This window comes from Vibrio chagasii (genome assembly GCF_024347355.1).
Taxonomy (GTDB): Bacteria; Pseudomonadota; Gammaproteobacteria; order Enterobacterales; family Vibrionaceae; genus Vibrio; species Vibrio chagasii.
Map to the genome: position 1 here is coordinate 14,947 of NZ_AP025468.1, position 16,001 is coordinate 30,947.

Annotated in this window: 22 protein-coding genes and 2 pseudogenes; 4 read left to right on the plus strand and 20 right to left on the minus strand. The window is 44.2% G+C overall.

The features are described from left to right. Positions 1 to 128: 128 nt before the first annotated feature. The 8 genes from OCV52_RS24915 to OCV52_RS24950 all read right to left on the minus strand — a co-directional run bounded on the left by OCV52_RS24915 (position 129) and on the right by OCV52_RS24950 (position 4,029). On the minus strand, positions 129 to 335 hold the full coding sequence (locus OCV52_RS24915; protein WP_150897815.1) for a DUF7940 domain-containing protein: 207 nt from the start codon (positions 333 to 335) through the stop codon (positions 129 to 131). Next, positions 322 to 486 carry a hypothetical protein gene (locus OCV52_RS24920; protein ID WP_261900906.1) on the minus strand — a complete coding sequence of 55 codons (165 nt, stop codon included), beginning with the start codon at positions 484 to 486 and terminating at the stop codon, positions 322 to 324. The genes OCV52_RS24915 and OCV52_RS24920 overlap by 14 nt, the downstream gene beginning before the upstream one ends. A gap of 343 nt (positions 487 to 829) precedes the next feature. Further along, positions 830 to 1,027, minus strand: coding sequence for an Rz1-like lysis system protein LysC (gene lysC / locus OCV52_RS24925; protein WP_140347661.1), 198 nt, complete (start codon positions 1,025 to 1,027; stop codon positions 830 to 832). Next, entirely contained in the window at positions 1,011 to 1,427 is a 417-nt protein-coding gene (locus tag OCV52_RS24930) for a hypothetical protein (protein ID WP_140381118.1), read from the minus strand. Before OCV52_RS24930 ends, lysC begins: the two co-directional genes overlap by 17 nt. Continuing rightward, positions 1,417 to 1,941 (minus strand): lysozyme, encoded by a 525-nt coding sequence (locus tag OCV52_RS24935; protein WP_140381119.1) that lies wholly within the window; start codon positions 1,939 to 1,941, stop codon positions 1,417 to 1,419. Before OCV52_RS24935 ends, OCV52_RS24930 begins: the two co-directional genes overlap by 11 nt. Further along, positions 1,941 to 2,219 (minus strand): HP1 family phage holin, encoded by a 279-nt coding sequence (locus tag OCV52_RS24940; protein WP_140381121.1) that lies wholly within the window; start codon positions 2,217 to 2,219, stop codon positions 1,941 to 1,943. Before OCV52_RS24940 ends, OCV52_RS24935 begins: the two co-directional genes overlap by 1 nt. Before the next feature lie 22 nt (positions 2,220 to 2,241). Next, a complete protein-coding gene (locus OCV52_RS24945) occupies positions 2,242 to 3,288 on the minus strand; it encodes a site-specific DNA-methyltransferase (RefSeq protein WP_150897860.1) in 1,047 nt (348 codons plus the stop codon). A gap of 492 nt (positions 3,289 to 3,780) precedes the next feature. Continuing rightward, positions 3,781 to 4,029, minus strand: coding sequence for a hypothetical protein (locus OCV52_RS24950; RefSeq protein WP_150897859.1), 249 nt, complete (start codon positions 4,027 to 4,029; stop codon positions 3,781 to 3,783). 182 nt (positions 4,030 to 4,211) lie between these two features. On the opposite strand from OCV52_RS24950, the gene OCV52_RS24955 reads away from it, so the two are divergent. Beyond that, positions 4,212 to 4,448 carry a hypothetical protein gene (locus OCV52_RS24955; RefSeq protein ID WP_150897858.1) on the plus strand — a complete coding sequence of 79 codons (237 nt, stop codon included), beginning with the start codon at positions 4,212 to 4,214 and terminating at the stop codon, positions 4,446 to 4,448. A gap of 34 nt (positions 4,449 to 4,482) precedes the next feature. Here OCV52_RS24955 and OCV52_RS24960 read toward each other — a convergent pair whose 3' ends face one another. From OCV52_RS24960 to OCV52_RS25020, 12 genes and pseudogenes are all read right to left on the minus strand, one after another. Beyond that, a complete protein-coding gene (locus OCV52_RS24960; protein WP_150897857.1) occupies positions 4,483 to 4,749 on the minus strand; it encodes a hypothetical protein in 267 nt (88 codons plus the stop codon). Between the two features lie 139 nt (positions 4,750 to 4,888). Beyond that, positions 4,889 to 5,170: pseudogene (locus OCV52_RS24965) on the minus strand (DUF4406 domain-containing protein); the annotation flags it as partial. Next, a complete protein-coding gene (gene orn / locus OCV52_RS24970) occupies positions 5,160 to 6,005 on the minus strand; it encodes an oligoribonuclease (protein WP_150897855.1) in 846 nt (281 codons plus the stop codon). The gene orn and the pseudogene OCV52_RS24965, both read right to left, overlap by 11 nt. Continuing rightward, complete coding sequence (locus OCV52_RS24975) at positions 5,998 to 6,162, minus strand: hypothetical protein (RefSeq protein WP_170259339.1); 165 nt, start codon at positions 6,160 to 6,162, stop codon at positions 5,998 to 6,000. Before OCV52_RS24975 ends, orn begins: the two co-directional genes overlap by 8 nt. Before the next feature lie 11 nt (positions 6,163 to 6,173). Beyond that, a pseudogene (gene ssb / locus OCV52_RS24980) lies at positions 6,174 to 6,569 on the minus strand (single-stranded DNA-binding protein); the annotation flags it as partial. Beyond that, the gene (gene rdgC / locus OCV52_RS25700) at positions 6,569 to 7,813 is read right to left on the minus strand and encodes a recombination-associated protein RdgC (protein WP_150897853.1); all 1,245 of its coding nucleotides are present in this window, start codon (positions 7,811 to 7,813) and stop codon (positions 6,569 to 6,571) included. The pseudogene ssb and the gene rdgC, both read right to left, overlap by 1 nt. An 11-nt stretch (positions 7,814 to 7,824) precedes the next feature. Then, positions 7,825 to 8,004, minus strand: a complete 180-nt coding sequence (locus OCV52_RS24995; protein WP_150897852.1) for a hypothetical protein — start codon at positions 8,002 to 8,004, stop codon at positions 7,825 to 7,827. Positions 8,005 to 8,018: 14 nt separating this feature from the next. Continuing rightward, complete coding sequence (locus tag OCV52_RS25000; protein ID WP_150897851.1) at positions 8,019 to 8,549, minus strand: hypothetical protein; 531 nt, start codon at positions 8,547 to 8,549, stop codon at positions 8,019 to 8,021. Between the two features lie 16 nt (positions 8,550 to 8,565). After that, positions 8,566 to 8,781 carry a hypothetical protein gene (locus OCV52_RS25005; protein ID WP_150897850.1) on the minus strand — a complete coding sequence of 72 codons (216 nt, stop codon included), beginning with the start codon at positions 8,779 to 8,781 and terminating at the stop codon, positions 8,566 to 8,568. Continuing rightward, entirely contained in the window at positions 8,753 to 9,487 is a 735-nt protein-coding gene (locus tag OCV52_RS25010; protein WP_150897849.1) for a bacteriophage antitermination protein Q, read from the minus strand. The genes OCV52_RS25005 and OCV52_RS25010 overlap by 29 nt, the downstream gene beginning before the upstream one ends. A gap of 10 nt (positions 9,488 to 9,497) precedes the next feature. After that, positions 9,498 to 10,115 carry a hypothetical protein gene (locus OCV52_RS25015; protein WP_150897848.1) on the minus strand — a complete coding sequence of 206 codons (618 nt, stop codon included), beginning with the start codon at positions 10,113 to 10,115 and terminating at the stop codon, positions 9,498 to 9,500. Next, on the minus strand, positions 10,115 to 10,309 hold the full coding sequence (locus OCV52_RS25020; protein ID WP_150897847.1) for a Cro/CI family transcriptional regulator: 195 nt from the start codon (positions 10,307 to 10,309) through the stop codon (positions 10,115 to 10,117). The genes OCV52_RS25015 and OCV52_RS25020 overlap by 1 nt, the downstream gene beginning before the upstream one ends. A 117-nt stretch (positions 10,310 to 10,426) precedes the next feature. Here OCV52_RS25020 and OCV52_RS25025 point away from each other — a divergent pair, with 117 nt between their 5' ends. The 3 genes from OCV52_RS25025 (at position 10,427) to OCV52_RS25035 (ending at position 15,966) form a co-directional block, all read left to right on the plus strand. Further along, the gene (locus OCV52_RS25025) at positions 10,427 to 11,056 is read left to right on the plus strand and encodes a helix-turn-helix domain-containing protein (RefSeq protein ID WP_249042798.1); all 630 of its coding nucleotides are present in this window, start codon (positions 10,427 to 10,429) and stop codon (positions 11,054 to 11,056) included. Positions 11,057 to 11,380: 324 nt separating this feature from the next. Then, positions 11,381 to 15,598 carry a plasmid replication protein, CyRepA1 family gene (locus OCV52_RS25030; protein WP_150897846.1) on the plus strand — a complete coding sequence of 1,406 codons (4,218 nt, stop codon included), beginning with the start codon at positions 11,381 to 11,383 and terminating at the stop codon, positions 15,596 to 15,598. 8 nt (positions 15,599 to 15,606) lie between these two features. Further along, a complete protein-coding gene (locus tag OCV52_RS25035) occupies positions 15,607 to 15,966 on the plus strand; it encodes a hypothetical protein (RefSeq protein ID WP_150897845.1) in 360 nt (119 codons plus the stop codon). Positions 15,967 to 16,001: the final 35 nt, after the last annotated feature.

Here is a 16,001-nt window from a genome sequence, read left to right on the forward strand (position 1 = left end):
CATGGTTTTTGACCGGAAACCGGAAACCTCCAAAATAAAAAAAATTTTTAACGAGAGCTTTTCTGCGAGGTCACGCCCCCGTGGGGTTCCAGATACGCCGGAAGGACCCATTGCGACCACGGTCGCAATCACTCGGGCTTCGGTGTCTGAGACAGAACACGAAAGATGATCGTCAACGCAGCTGCAGTAGCGTTCAGCCCTGCATACACTGGCACACTCACATGCACCTGAACCAAAGGAAGCAGAGAAGCCAGCAGGTTCATAGCCACAACGGCTAGCGACCACTGGATAGTCCACAGCTTTCCTGACTCTTTCCAGTTATCAATTAACTTCATCGGTCACTTCCTTTGATGCCTGGATAGCTAAGCAGATAGCTTCTTCAAGACGTTGCTTGGCTAAATCCATCTTTGTTGGGTTAGCGGTTGGCTGGTTACTCATTAGCTTCTCCAGTGCCGCGCCTTGTGTATTCAGAATTGCTTCAAACATAGCTACCTCATTACGTCGATTGAACATGCACAATCCAGCGCACCACCTACATATCTATCGACTATTCCGTTCGTTGGTTCGGGTTTGCTAATGGCCAGTGGATTGTCTAGCCAGTAGCTGTCATGAGATTGGTTTCCGTAACGAACGCATCGTCTGCCCGTTCAGTTATCGTTACCCGCCCACTTGGGAGTTAGCCGCTACATGGTCTGTCCTCATCCGGGTTAATGCTCATTTCAGTTATTCCTAAACAACCTCATAAGGCCGCTTAGAAATAAAGCCAGCAAACGCTGGCTTTAATGAAAGCAATGGATTTAGTAATGGAAAGTGCTCGCGCTACTTACCGCTATTTATCTGCCTGCTTGTCTTGGTACCACTGTTTGATCTTGTCGGGCTTCTGCCCACACTTCTCTAGTGCACCTTTCCAAATCAGGTCACGTTCAACAGCTTCATCCCTTGTAAGGGGAGGGCTATCGAATGGAATCTCACAAGGTGTAAGGTAAGCAGCTGGTGGAAGCACTACAACGTCACGAGTCTGCGTCACCACCTTCAGGTCGGTAGTGCTGCCACATCCGGTCAATGACAGGCTGAGGCAAACGCTTAGTGCCACAATCATCTTCTTCATCTCGTAGTAGTCCTTTTAGTTCACCAACCGCTTTATTCACGCTTGCGTCCACGGTCGCAGTGTAGTTTTCCATGTAACTCACTGCCTTTCGCTCATCCTCTAAATGCTGAGTGAGCGTGCCAATGGTCGCGTTTAATTCAGTGTTTACCTGCGTCACAGTTGCAATGGATAGCTTAACAGTTGCGAGTTCGGCCTGTTTGGTTGCAATAGTTGAGTCTTTTGACTCAATCTGTTGCTCCAGGTAATCGACACGCAAAGAGAAGAAGCCAATCACCAATCCAAGCGCCACGATAAAAATGCCGTTCATCTTAGTTAGCAAAACATAGCTCCGTTTCTTTCTGTCTCCGTTTCACCAAGCCGGGCAACTTCTTCCCAGCCCCATACACCCAAAACTTCAGCTCATTGCAGGCTTTGGGATAGTCACCCTTGCGGATGTGCTTATAAATGCGTGTCTCGCTGCCGTCCGGGTTATGCCTGAATCGCGTGCAGCCTGTGTTGAATATGAATGATGTGAAAGCATCAATTTGCCCTTGGCTCATCGGAGCATCACCCATTGAAGCAACGAGACATTCTTCTGCTGATTTAATGTTTCTGACCCAATCCTCAGCGACTTGGATTTCAGTCACCGGCTTATCATCCACGCCATGAGTATTCCCCACGCCATTAGTGATTAAGCCAGAAGGGCAAACATAAGGATCTAACCGACATCCCTCTGCATTGCCTATGATCTCCAAGGCTTTTGGTGAAACCATCAAATCACTTTGAACCACTCCGCCAGTAACGAGAGCGATGATGGCCATGACAGAACAGACAATTTTGTTTTTAGTCTTCATTATCTGTCGTCCTCATCGAGAAGTGCCTCAAGAGGTTCGCCGCTGGCTACCTTTGCCTTTAGCACTTCGTGGTTCTTATGTTTGTAAACCCAAGTGAGAATGAAAGAGGCTAAACCGAGCATTAAGCCACCAATCACACCCCACTCGCTAACAGAAAACGCACCAAGGACAGTCACCCAGCCTGCAAAGAACTGGGTAACCTTTTCACCCTTGGCAATAAAGAAAGCGGCGACAACTCCAGCTAGAGCGGTCAGCCATAGTTGTTTTTTCTCTAGCATCAGAGCCTCACGCTTTACGTTTTTACAACTGGTTAAATGATTCAACCGTCGACATATAAGTGCCTTCTTCCATCTCAATACCAATAAAGCGGCGGTTTAACTTCACGCACGCCTTACCCGTTGAACCGGAACCCATAAAGGCATCAAGCACCACATCACCCTCTCGACTGCTCGCAGTAAGAATGTGCTCCAGCATTTCCGCTGGCTTTTCGCATGGATGCTTGCCTGGGTAATACGCGACGGGAGTGAACGTCCAAACATCGGTATAAGGCACGTCACTTGTGACGCTGAAAGGACGGCGCAGGCTTTCATATTCAGCCTTGAGATCGTCGTATTGACGAGTTAGCGACTGATAATCAGCATTAAGCGCATCGTATTCTTTGGTTAGTTCATCATGAGAACGCTCAAGCTTTCCGGCATGTTCAGCGAACAACGCCTGCAGCTTTTCATATTGCTCACGATTAGGAAGCTGCCACTGGCTGGCACTAAACCAGTGCGAACACATCTGAGTGCCTGTGGCTTGGTTGATCTCTTTTGCTGAAATGCCTAATGAATCACGAGCATTTCTGAAATAATTGATCAGAGGCTCGAACACCTCTTTCTTTAGCTCTGCACACTTCTTCGCGTACCCAGCCACGCCTTTTGCATGACCTTCTGAACCGTAATGCTCAGCAAACAGAACACGCTCGGTGGCGGGGAAGAACGAACGCAGGTCGGTTTTTCTCATTCTTCGCCATGGTCCATTAGGCTTAGCCCAAATGATATGGTTCAGAACGTTAAAACGCTGGCGCATAAGCAGCTCGGTATCCGCCGAAAGCTTGTGGCCACAAAACAAGTAAATGCTGCCGGATGGTTTCAGCACTCGCCAAAATTCCAGCATTACCTCATCCAACCACGCCAAGAACGTTTCGACATCTGGCCACTGATTATCCCAAGCGTTTTTCTTAACCTGGAAGTAGGGTGGATCCGTCAAAACAAGGTCGACGCTGTTGTCGGGTAAGGTTTTCAGGTAGGTCAGGCAGTCTGCATTAAGCAGCTGCACACGATTGTCAAAGAATGAATGTTTCAATGGTGCCTCCGCGCATGGCGCTCTAGGCACTCTCCTTAACAATTGACTTGCACCGCTTACACTTAATAGAAACGGTACCGATAAATTCACAAAGTTTCGCGCCACACTTAGGGCAGCGCAGTTCTATTAGTTTTGTCATATAGTCTCACTTTCGTGTAGACTCCACACCGCTCTGCAGAGCTGGGTGGGCCTTGGTCTGGCGTATGACTTCCGTAATAGGTCAGATGGCTGTGAGGTGTTCCCGCACTTCACAGTCGCCCATTTCATTGCCGTACATTTCGCAGCTTCCTCTCCGTCGCCAAACGGGTCTCAGGTACTCAAGGCTGCGTCCAAATACGAAAAAACCCCGCCGAAGCGAGGTTTCTTTTCTAATACTAAGAGGTTTCAAGTCTTATTATTAAGCGATGGGTTACAAAAACCGCATCTTGGTAAAACTATATACTGAACACCCCAACTTTGCAACTACATATTGTGCCTAAAATTCATTTTCAATCAACATGTAGTGTTTAAGCGCGAAATCATCACATCTCCGGTGCTCGTGGTGATATAGCGACCGTCTGGTATTTTCTTTAATTGCCCTGCGATACTTAGCTGTTCCATCACAAACGCTATATGCGGCAAACTAGCCTTCCCAAACGCAAGAACGCGACCTCCAATGCTTTCGGCGCTTTGTGGGCCACACGAAGCACTTTCAAGTATTTCGCGCACTAAACTCGTTTGGTCTTTTTTAATCTGGTTCATAACTTATCTCCTGGCGTATTTAAGTCAGGGACGACACTATGTATTACCAAGACGGAAAGCCAGTCCTATTTTTGGTGAAATTGGCTTGTGTGACCACGACCTCCTATTGGCAATAAACCACTCGCTGGGTAATTGGTTCAGAGCTAACGTTCCCCTCGCACAATAAGCCAGGAGAACAAATCATGACAACCAAGCAAATTCAAAGCGACATCGCCGAAGCTATTGAACTTTCAACCAAGCTGCGCGAGATGATTTACAAGCTACACCAAAACACTTGCAGCGAAATGTCCGAGAAAGAAAAGCAGGGCAAACCAATGACGGAAGAACGCCTGCTAAGTGAAACCATTATCCCAATGATAAGCGACGCCACGCAGCTACATGGCAAGCTGGCCATGCTTGATAATATTTACAACGAATAACAAAGGGCCGCATTTGCGGCCCTTTTTGCATTAACTACCTGTAATAACGATAGTCCCGGTTAAATCCCTTGTAACTTCCTTTTATCTCATGCAAAGCCAATGGCCATAGCACCCAATAAATAAACGTTATCGATAAAGATTGCAAGACGGTGCCGTTTCGCACTTTTCTTCCATAGTCCGACATCACAAGACCAAAACAGCCTACTAGAGCGACCACATTGCCAATGCACAAATAAAACACCAACCAACCAAAGAGCTCATCAATGGTTGGAACAGTTAAAACAAGTTGAGTTGTTTCCATTTTATTTCCAAGCTCCACACTCACAAACCATAGTTCCTCTGTCAATGCTTGGTAGGTAATTATGAGAAGCCCCATAAACCTGACAGACCTTAACTATGATTTTTCTTTGTTCCACTAACTTGGGGATGTCATCTTCACCTTGAATTAGTATCGACTTGCCAAGCTTTTTGGCTAAGTGATATTCAGCCATAGCACCTTCGCTTTTCTCCCAATCATTCAGCATAAACAAGGCATCAGCACAGCGAACCATGGCACAACAAATATCCATATATTCAGGCTGAGACAAACCATCTGGCAGTGTGGCTGGATTTAAAACTACGTTCCCAGCCTTTGTTAACAACGTATCAACCAAGTGAAAGTTATGGCGATTAAATTCAGGCAGGCCGCTCATTGGGCCTGCAATATAGATCTTAGTCTTCAATTTGTTCACCAGTAGGAACTGAATCGTAATGATCAAGCAAGCTAACTGCCCATTCCAAAGCTTTTACTTTAAAATCTTCCGTTTTAACAATGGTGCTTCGATGCTGAGTCTCAAAGCCACCTTTTGTTAAAATCAAACTAATTAAACCTGGTGATAGTTCTCGTGCACTTAAAAACCAATACCTGATTTCAATAAACTCGGCATTCTCTACATGATCATACTTCCAGCGGTAATTTTGGTAATCTGGGTTGCCGAACAGTGATTCACGATAAACTTTAAATTCATCAATCGTTTCTTGGATATCTGCTAAAGCTTCATGCTTGTATTCTTTCTGGATGCGTTGCTCGAGTTCAGGCTTAAAAGCACGAACAGCTAGGTTAAATGCTGACACATCCAACTGACGATAGTGCAGGTAATCACTCAGCTCAGGCATTTGACACATCATGTATGTTCTATCGAACATGATAGAACTACCCGCGAGAATGGCGCCTGTTTTTTTCTTACGATCATAGGCAGAAATATCCAGCGTTTTTAGATGTGAAATAATCGCGTGCTCTGCATCTTTCAATGAAAGTTTTGAAGAACGAACTTCATCAAGAAGACCACTTTTCGTATGAGTTTCAATAGCCCATTCGCTGGACTGAGCAATGCGATCTTCCGTTTGATTGATTACCAATCTTAAAGGTTCTCCGACCTGGTCTAATTGGCTATTTGTAACAATCAGTGCCACTTCAAAAATAGGGTAATATTCCATTCCCAAGTGACCGTTATTAAGGCGACCGTTAAGACCACCTGTTTCAAAATCCAGCCACAAAAAGTAAGTTCCGTTATTCATCATCTTCACCATAATATTCAATAACACCAACGAGTTCGTTGGGTTCTTCTGTTCTCCAGCTTGGTACCCACTTATCCAACCAACCCATCGCTTGAGACTGCGACATTTGATTATGTGTCATGATATAAGCGACGAGTTGGTTTGAGTCGGACGGCATAAAGAGTCCTATTGAGTCGGTTGCTGTGGTTGTCCCCAACCGCCTGCATGTGGGTTCGCTCCACCAAGCATTTGCATTACGCCGTTGAACCCTTTTACTTCAACTTGTGTGGTGTAACGATCTTGACCGCTTTGATCTTTCCATTTGCTGGTAGCTAGCTGACCTTCTATATAAACCTGAGAGCCTTTCCTTAAATACTCAGCAGCAACTTCAGCCAACTTTCCGTAGATAGCAACACGATGCCATTCGGTTTTTTCACGCTTTTGATTAGTGGCTTTATCTTTCCAAGACTCCGACGTAGCAATCGTGATATTGGCAACAGCACCACCTTCAGGAAAATAGCGAACTTCGGGATCTGAGCCGAGGTGGCCCAGCAGGATAACTTTGTTCACACCTTTGGAAGCCATTATGCAGCCTCCTCTGTTTTAAGAACGGTTCGAACACCATCATGACCAGGAGCAGATACAACACCATGCGATTCCAGCATTTCAACAGCACGAGCTGCTCGGTTATAACCAATCTTGAATTGGCGTTGTACACCAGAAACACTTGCGCGACGGCTCTCAAGAACGTAAGCCTTAATGTCTTCAAACAATGGCTCATCAAGTTCTTTTTCTGCCTGCTCTGCTTTGATAGTTTCAATCTTTTCCAAATCAGCAGACTGAACTTCAAACTCACCATTTAAATAGTCGGTTTCTTCACAGCCGCCAAAAGCCTGTACTAAACGATCAATAATGACACCGATATAAGTACAGTTTTCAAACACGGCTGCATTAACTTCATCGTTAAAATAACGCTTACTCATGCCAAGGTTTAACTTAGTGAGGATGACGTCAGGGTGACGCTTTCGCTCTGTATCAGACTTAGAATTCAGACCAAAGCCAAGTAGCGTTTCACTACCGTCTTTAATCGTAAGTCTGGTAAACAAATCAGCGTAAACAACATCTAAGCCATCAAGCATTGAACGCACGTTTTCATCTTCGGCATCAAAGCCTTCAATTGTTGCGTTTTGCTTCTCGACATCTTTTCCAGGCTTATTTTTTGCTACCAACTTGCCATCTTCATAAAAGCAAAGGTTCTCTGGTTGCTTCTGCTCTTTAATTGCATGAGACAGAGAACGGCAGGGTTTATAAGCAACACGCATCAAAGTTACTTTGAACGAGCCAAGAGCAGTGCGAAGGTAACGAGTAAAGTCTTCTGCTGTATTCGTGTTGCTTGCATTGACGACTAGCACCTTGCGCTTCATGTCTATATAAGCACGAATGACTTTTCTGCTAACTTTGAAATATGGCATTAACTCACGTTCAAACTGCTCAGATAAAGACGTCTTCAGTTCTTGGTTTACTTCACGACCATCGGCTTCTGCCTTGGCTACAGCTTCATCTACACGCGCATTGATCGTCGCTACATCGATGTCTTTTTCTTCGCTGATGTACGCTAGATGTATAAATTGGTCCATTCGGACAAATAGATCTTCGTTATCTTGAGCAAATAAAGGATGCGTAAAGCCACGAGATGAACTAGCCGAAGAAATGATAGGCGTGTGACGACGCTTGCTTAAATCTTCCTGCAACTGATCTAAACGAACTAACTGCTCAGGCATTTCAATTAGGTTATAAACAAGGGCGTTTTTATAGGTTTCAAATAACATGATTGAATCTCTTAATGTTGAATTGGTTGAATTTGGACACCGTGTCCATTTGCGACCACGGACACATTTGGTTCACCATCACAAATCCAACGTTCGTTTTCACAGTGATAACCTTGCTTTTCTAAATATGTTTCTGCTTGAAAGAACGATTCAAAGGTATAAGGCTCACTACTGAGTGTTATGGCTCGCATAATGGCTCCTAGGACTAAGCTGCTTTATCTATCGCTTCTTTTGACTTTTTTGCGATAGAAAACTCATGTGCTGTTATTTCATCTACATTCTTTGGTAGGTTTAATGAGGTGGAAATGTAGACGTCACCTTCAAAGGCAAACCACTCGATACCGGAAAAAACCACATCACCCCAAGAGATACCAATAGCGCTATAAAGCTCATCCAGAGATACATCGGTGCACTCAGGCTTTAACTTTTCATACTCCGCTCTAAGTTCGCGAAGCTTATTCATGTTTTCTTTACCTTTAACACGCTGACGTATCCAGCTAGTATTACCTCGTGTTGAACTTGGCTTAGTCCAAAATTCAGCATCAGGACGGGTATGTGGATTATTAAGAACTAAGTCACCAAATGCATGACCTGTTGCACTAAAAATAAAGGCTGGCTTTGCATCAAAGTGTTCAGCAAAAGCAGTACATTCAGATTTCAGCTTGCTGACCTGATTTCGGTAGTTAGTCCATGCTGAGTACACATCAGCATGGTTTGATTTGAAAAACTTCTTCATATTTATCTCCTGGCTATTATGCGGCTTCATTTTCCGCTGCTTGGTTCTGCTTATCGTAATCACGTTTCCACATCATTAGCGTGTGAGCATCACCAGGCCAATTACATAAACTCCAGAACGCAATCACTGCATTCTTTTCCGTGAATGCTGGTGTGTGGAAATTGCAGTTAGGACACATCAGCATTAATTCATTTGTTGCTCGGTTATACCGCCATTCTGGCAACCATTTCATTTCTGGCTGCAGACTGAATGCCACATTGCACAGGCACGTTCCCATTTCGTCGGGAAGCTTTTTCGCGGCTTCTTCGTTCATGCACATGGTCCAACCCCTCCTTATCGAATCGACTCAATATCTGGAGTAGGTGCTTCCAGCGCTTCGACCACGTCATTTCCCACGCACTCGGCTTCTTACCAGCCAGTTCTGCAATACGTGTTTGCGGTAGCAAATTCTTACCAGCATTCAATGCTTCTCGTTTTTGCTGGCAAGCTAACAAGGCTAAGTGCTTAATCAGCTCTTTGGATTTCGCAGATTTGATGCTCGGTTCGTTTTTATAGAACTCATCAAGTAATGTTTGTAACAACACTGCAGTTGGAAGCTGCGCACCCTCGCTGTAGCAATAGCGCAGCCAATCAGAAATATGTTCTTCGTTTGTGTTCATATCACGCATCAATCTCGCGTAAAGAAATGCTTGAGTCGGTAGTGGCACCGGAGACTGTTTGAAGCTTTTACAAGGTAAAGTGGTCACCACTGATGCTTTGACTTTAGCGAGACAGGTTCCTTCTTCGTCGGTTATTTCACGGACTGGAGATCGAGAGAATTTGTTGTCGCTATATCCATTGTTCTCGAACCCATCAAGTTGCCCACGAGTTTTGGGAACCACTAACAGCGCAGCTCTTAACTCTTCTCGCAAGCCCTCTTCGTTGTACTTTACGCGCATAGAACCGCCCCTACTTATCAGCTATCTGAAACAAAGGGCTGTTAGCCATTGCAATATGCGCAGCAGGTAAAATGCCTCGAGCTTTGTACAAACGACCTAACTCCGAAATGCTTGCAGCGACTAACTCATGAACTTCATTCGCATACTGCTGTAAATCAGCATCGCTGTCGTTTTCGTCGATCATTCCATCCATAACGGCTATGGACTTCTGCAAAACATCAGCAAACTCTTGAGAAATATGAGACAAGCCGGACTTAACTGACTTCTTATTTACTGATCCAGTGATGAGTGTCATTGGGGTAAAGTAAGTACCAAAGAAACCACAAACCTCATTCATTGCTTTGCCCAAATACGGCTCAGGAAGAGCGCTTATCCAAGGCATGACCCAATCAGCTTTAAAAGCCGTTTCACCCTTGATTAATCGCTCTATCTTCTTGCACTGATTGTTTGCCCAGGTGTTGTAGCGTTTCGCTTCTCCTGGTTCATCCAAGAGCCCACTTCTAACCAGAACTGGCAATAGATCTTGTTTCACAAACGTATCGCGCTCGATGTTCTTTTCGTCCAAGTAGGTCTCTGTTATCGCGATAACAATGCGGACCAAACTTGTGTCGGACTCTCGACATTCCATTAGCACTTCTCCTGACGTAACCTTTTCTTAGTGAAGTCACTTTTCAATCTACCGTTGGTGATGACTTCTATTTGGTATTGGCGAAGTTCGGGGACCGAACCACCCCATTGACCTATGGCTTGCTTAGACATATTTAATGCCACTGCTGCCTTTGACTTAGAGCCAAAATGCTCAATCACTTCTGTTTTATTCATGCGAGCATTCTACAAGTCGAATACCAAAAAGTAAACCTAGGTTTAGTTATTTTTAAACCTAGGTTAAGTTTAAATTTTAGGTAAACTTGGGTTTACTTTGGTGCTAGAATTATCTTTATGAACAGCATGGGCGAGCGCATAAAAATGCGTAGGGAAGAACTCAATCTTTCCAAGACAGAACTGGCTAAAGCAGCAGGTAGTTCCATAACTATGGTTTCCAAGTGGGAAGCAGGCATGACTATGGGTATCGAATATGCGGCGAGGATCTGTGAAAAATTAGATGTTTCTTTCGATTGGCTTTACTACGGCGGTAACAACACCTCTTCGAGTTGCGTCACAGCAAAAATCCCTATTGTAGGAACGACGCAAGCAGGACCAGACAAAGAATGGTTTAATTTAGACTTTCCTGCTGGTTTTGGGGATGGTTACATCGACTTTCCAGCAAAAGGACGTCATGTCTATGCTCTGAAAGTGGTTGGTGACAGCATGGCCCCACGAATACTGGAAGGTGAAGCGGTCATTGTTGACCCTGATTCGGATCCTGCAACAGGCGAGGAAGTGATTGTTAGGCTAAATAGCGGCGATGTAATGGTGAAAACCTTAGCGGCAATTCGGGATGGAAAAATCTTCTTGGATAGCTTTAATAATGGATATTCTCGAATGACTTTTCCATTAAGTGAAGTTGCTACAATACATCCCGTAATTGGTGTGGCAAGATCGAGCAAAATTAGAACGACTGAGGTGTAAACCTGAGTTTATTTCTTGTAAACTTATGTTTAGATCGTTTACTATTGTGGCATAGTAAACGTTCAGGGGCATGGTTACAAGATGACTTTATATACCAGTGATAACTATGTAACTGATTTAAAAGAATTTTTAAAAACAGCAGATACAAAAAAAGCCGGTTGTGGCGACCGACTTTTTTCATGTGTTAGGCAGCTAGAAAAAGCAACCAAACGTCTCATTTGTTGGTTCAATTCTAGCGGCCTATTCGCGTATGCGCAATAGGAAACTTTCCAAAAATTGGAAGTTTCCATTTTTGCGTAGCTGTCAGAAACGGCTAACGGAATTATGGACAACCAAAAAAACAAACCATCTATCACGCGTTATTACGAACAGGAATTCGGTTCAAACCCAGAGATGCTGCTAAACGATGCAGCAAGTGACGTTTGTGGCTGGGCTAGAATTTATGACATCGACCTGGATAAAATCTTTTCTAAGATTCGCCTTGTAGAGCAGGGCAGCGAAGATAAGTTTACCAAGTACGAGTCTTACGCTGAAATGAACAGCGCTCTTCCTCCTCACCTAAAGAGCAAAGCCGCTCTTATCTCTCACGTTCGCACTACCAGCAATGGTGGCATTCGCTACCCATATCTTGCACTTCTTATCAAAGGTTCCATTGAAGCCATCTGGAATGGTTACGAATACCTAATGGACCGCTTTGAACAAGCTCATCGCTTTGACCTTAGCAACGAACAGAAGCAGCAAATTGATATTCAGCGTGAAGAGAAGAAAAAACGCTTTGAAGAGCAGCAAGCTAAACGTGAAGCAGAACGCGCTCAGCGTAAAGCCGATCAGGAAGCTAAACGCCAGAAAGATATCGCATGGCTTAATAACTACCGCACCAAGTTCGATAACGCCAATGCGGAAATGGGTGACGGTCCATACTTTTCGAAGAAACGCATCGCAGACATCGTGATGCTATCCAATGTAAAACGCCTTAGTGATGATCGTGTTGGCATGCACACCTCAATTCCTTTCACTAAATTGGAAGGGAAAGATCGTGGGGCCATGGTCGCATTTCAGCGTATCTTGGATAACCCGATTGATATCAACGGCAAGAAAACAGGCAAGTTAACAACTGTTACTACTGAACAAGACGCACTGAAAGGTGCGGTTCATGTTTTTGGTGACCTAGTAAATGGCGAACGCATTATTGTTGGTGAGGGTTATGCAACCGTCGCTTCAGGCATGCTAGCTAAAAATGGCAAAGCTGGCGTAATGGCTTATTCAGCTAACAACATGATTACTGTTGTTGACGTTCTTCGCCGTAACTATCCAGAAAGTGAACTATTTGTTTTGGTCGATAACGACCACAAAACGTGCCGTGATGGCAAAGGTAACGCTGGTATGCTGGCGGCTATTGATATTTTAAGCCGTCATCATGCGTCTAAGAAAGTAAAAGCCTATGTGCCTACTTTTGAGGGTATGGGCAAAGAGAGCATTGAAAGCAGTTCAGACTTTAACGACATTCATTGCAAGCTTGGCCTTGATAAAGTTAGCCGCCAAATAGGTGCTAAATCAAGCCGTATTAATTGGGATATTACTCCTCTAGAGCGCAATATCTTTAAACTTCGTTATGTCAAAAACAAAGACATCAACCGTCAAATTAAACGTTGTGTATGGTCGGGAATGAACCTGGTGCCAATGCGCCTTGGCTTCAATGAATTCTTTGACATGATGGCAACTGAAATTAAGCGTCTTCAATCTCGCCGCAGCAACTTCAAAATCGCACCGGCTATGAAATTCCTGAACAACACAATGCACCGCATTGATGCGGCTCATACAGCTCGTGCAATGGCGTTCCGTTCTTTCTCTAACCGTATTAAAAACCCAGAGACTCGCCCATCACACATCAATTACATTGAGTTTAAGCAATGGCAGGTTAATGCTGAAATCATTAACTACATCCGTGGCTGTACTGGTCCTGTAGTTCTTCGTGCTGGTATGGGTAGCCGTAAATCATCTGCAGCACTTCGTCAGTTAATGCGTGAATCTGAACGTGGTCTACTCACAGCTCACCGCCAAACGCTAACACATGACCTTTACCGAACTATGGCTGATGAAAAAGATTACGATCTGCTAGGTCAAGATAAGGACATGCTTCACTACCAAGATCAGGGCATCACTGAAATTGCACCATATGCGAAGAAGCTTGTATGTTGCGTAAACTCTATTATTAAAGGCATTTTCAGACCGTTAGTTACAGACCATGAGTTCTTTGGTATGGATGAAGCAACTCAAACATTACGCTCTGTACTAACTGGTAACGCTATGGCTTATCCGGTTGATGTTTACAACATGATGAAGACATCAATTGCAGCAACAACGGGTACCGTTCTACTTTGTGATGCGGATGCTAATGATCACCTAATCACTCTGCTTGAACGTGCAAATGAAAAGCGTGAAGAACTTGGTCTGCCAGCATGGCCTCAGATTAATGTTATTGACTTGCCAGTAAACGTTGAAGTTGAACTGGAAAACCAACAGCGTTCTAAGATTCGAGTTGATTACACCGATCCAAACAGCACGTTCTTACAAATCCAACAAGCAATTCGTAACGGCGAGAAAATTCTGCTGGCAACCGACTCTACACGCTACGCAGAGCAGGTGCGCGAATTCGTAACTCAATTCAATAAAGAAGAAGCGCAAAAGAAGAACCCTCGCAAGGTTCTATATGTATCTCAAGACACTAAGCCAGAGCAGGCAGTAAAAGACTTCCAAGATAATCCTGAAGTAAAAGCCAAGCATTACGAGGCATTGATTTATTCACCTGCAATTTCATCCGGTGTATCAATCAACGTTCGCCACTTTACACGCCACTTCGGTGTTTTCTATGGTGAAATCGTACCAAGTGATGCAATTCAAATGCTACGTCGTGACCGAAAGGCTACACAGTTCACTCTTGGTTTAGGTGCGATGAACCATAACCGCGAAACAGACTTAATGCGTATGATTCGTGGTTTTGTTGAAGTATCAAAAGATGCTAAATGCACAATGAACTTCGACGACGGCACCTTTAACCTTGGTACCCATGATACTGAATTCAACCGCGCCCGTATGGAGTTGATGGTTGAAGAAAACCGCGCTCGAGCAGACTTCGCTAATCAAATTCTTCGCATCCTTAAAGAAGATGGTTATGAAGTTCACCGCATGGCCACCGACGAACTTGATATTGAGCTTGGCAAAGCAGAACGCAAAGCTATGACTGAATACATTGAGTATCGTAAATTTAAGCTTCACATGGATGTACCAACGCCAACTGATGATCGCCGCGACACCCTACTTGAACAAAACAGTTTAAGTGAAGCAGAACGAGCAGAACTAAACCGTTGGGACATGGAGCACTATCTATGTGAAGAAGTGAATGCCAATGTTTATGATTTCTGGCTAGACGGAGGCTTAAAGAAAGCCAAACTGTTTGAGCTGCTACGCATGACCCAGGAACAAACTGAAAAAATTGATGAGTTGGAGTCTCGTACCGAATTTACGTTTAAGGTTCAGCAACCTCACGAGCAGTACCCGCAAACATTCAACTATAAGTCAAACAGCGAAGATGAAGCATTGCATGCATTGCACCGTCAATTTGCCGGAATACGCATAGATAATATTGAACAGGAAGGTAACGGTGTAATGAAATGCACCGTAAAGGTTAAGGGTAAAGAAGTAGAGCGAAAAGTTGTGGCCAGCGATAAGCAGGAAGCAACCGAGTGGTTGTACAAAGAATACTTTGAAGCTGAAATTTTATCTAAAACTCAAACACCTGTGGTTGAAATCTCTAAGCGTCAATATGCAGGAATTAACCGTAAGAAGTTGGTCCAATACCTAATTGACTGCGGCATCGACCCAGAGACAGGTGAAGGTGAAGCTAATCAAGACGCAATGAAAGCTGCGATGAACCGTTTAATCACCACAGAGGGCGACAGAGACGTTTTCAACAACATTTGTACTCTATGGGGCGGTCGTCTTGATAAGTACGGCAAAAAACGCCCTACAGACCTTTTCAAGCTAGTCTCTGAACAGTTAGGGCTAGAAGCCGATAATCGCCGCCTACCTCGCTCTGAGGGTCGTGGAGTGGTTTGGTTTATTGATCCACACTCATGGACCAAAATGGACAACAGAAACGAGAAACGTAAAGCCGCGCACGTAACCTCTTATGAGCTTGAAAGCCTTGAAAACACTAGCCTACAAGTGATCCACGATATGAATAATATCTCTATATATAACGAGACAAACGTGGATCATAATGATCATGTAGAAAACGCAACTATCAACACTCGAACACCATGGAACCAGTTATTGAATACTGCTACTAAGTTGGTCGGTGTGCCGATTGAGTGGGCTAAGGGGCTGCTGAACGAGGAAGAGCAAGCGATATTTACCAGCGGCAAGATGAAGCTACGTCACTTGTGCATGGTGTTACGTGACCAGTACATGATGGATAAGGGCTATGAGCTAACCAGCGGCGAGTACCAACGCCTCAAGAACTGGGAACCAGTAGGGTGCTAGGGGTTACTATGGGTTATGAATTTAAGTACACCGAAGATAATGGTTATAGAAAGGTAAGCATATCTAAGAAAGACCACAACGATATGTTCCAGTACCGACAGATTAAGTGGTATTACAAATACGAGTATTACCTTAATGAAGAACTCGGCCATTTTGTGATGATTAGGCTGACGAGCGCCCCAGCAAAATTGATAAATGTACTGGGCTACCCCGTAATGATTCTTCTTCATGGTTTGGCAAATTATAAAGAAATTAACCAATCTCTTAGCGACATGTGGAATGAAAAGGAGAGAGGAAAATTCTCTGGTGATGACTCACATAAAAACCAAAAAGGTTGGGATGAATTGATGAGTATTGTTAAGGGTTAATGGGTGTAAAAATAGCCGCCCATTTCGGCGGCTTT

Coding starts and splice junctions, on each gene's coding strand:
- OCV52_RS25005 (WP_150897850.1), bottom strand. CDS start 8,781: ATGAAATGGTTGCCAGAATGGCGGTATAACCGAGCAACAAATGAATTA.
- OCV52_RS24960 (WP_150897857.1), bottom strand. CDS start 4,749: ATGGAAACAACTCAACTTGTTTTAACTGTTCCAACCATTGATGAGCTC.
- OCV52_RS25015 (WP_150897848.1), bottom strand. CDS start 10,115: ATGGAATGTCGAGAGTCCGACACAAGTTTGGTCCGCATTGTTATCGCG.
- OCV52_RS24955 (WP_150897858.1), top strand. CDS start 4,212: ATGACAACCAAGCAAATTCAAAGCGACATCGCCGAAGCTATTGAACTT.
- OCV52_RS24920 (WP_261900906.1), bottom strand. CDS start 486: ATGTTTGAAGCAATTCTGAATACACAAGGCGCGGCACTGGAGAAGCTA.
- OCV52_RS24935 (WP_140381119.1), bottom strand. CDS start 1,941: ATGAAGACTAAAAACAAAATTGTCTGTTCTGTCATGGCCATCATCGCT.
- OCV52_RS25030 (WP_150897846.1), top strand. CDS start 11,381: ATGGACAACCAAAAAAACAAACCATCTATCACGCGTTATTACGAACAG.
- OCV52_RS25035 (WP_150897845.1), top strand. CDS start 15,607: ATGGGTTATGAATTTAAGTACACCGAAGATAATGGTTATAGAAAGGTA.
- orn (WP_150897855.1), bottom strand. CDS start 6,005: ATGAATAACGGAACTTACTTTTTGTGGCTGGATTTTGAAACAGGTGGT.
- OCV52_RS25020 (WP_150897847.1), bottom strand. CDS start 10,309: ATGAATAAAACAGAAGTGATTGAGCATTTTGGCTCTAAGTCAAAGGCA.
- OCV52_RS25010 (WP_150897849.1), bottom strand. CDS start 9,487: ATGCGCGTAAAGTACAACGAAGAGGGCTTGCGAGAAGAGTTAAGAGCT.
- OCV52_RS25000 (WP_150897851.1), bottom strand. CDS start 8,549: ATGAAGAAGTTTTTCAAATCAAACCATGCTGATGTGTACTCAGCATGG.
- rdgC (WP_150897853.1), bottom strand. CDS start 7,813: ATGTTATTTGAAACCTATAAAAACGCCCTTGTTTATAACCTAATTGAA.
- OCV52_RS25025 (WP_249042798.1), top strand. CDS start 10,427: ATGAACAGCATGGGCGAGCGCATAAAAATGCGTAGGGAAGAACTCAAT.
- OCV52_RS24995 (WP_150897852.1), bottom strand. CDS start 8,004: ATGCGAGCCATAACACTCAGTAGTGAGCCTTATACCTTTGAATCGTTC.
- OCV52_RS24940 (WP_140381121.1), bottom strand. CDS start 2,219: ATGCTAGAGAAAAAACAACTATGGCTGACCGCTCTAGCTGGAGTTGTC.
- OCV52_RS24950 (WP_150897859.1), bottom strand. CDS start 4,029: ATGAACCAGATTAAAAAAGACCAAACGAGTTTAGTGCGCGAAATACTT.
- OCV52_RS24975 (WP_170259339.1), bottom strand. CDS start 6,162: ATGCCGTCCGACTCAAACCAACTCGTCGCTTATATCATGACACATAAT.
- OCV52_RS24915 (WP_150897815.1), bottom strand. CDS start 335: ATGAAGTTAATTGATAACTGGAAAGAGTCAGGAAAGCTGTGGACTATC.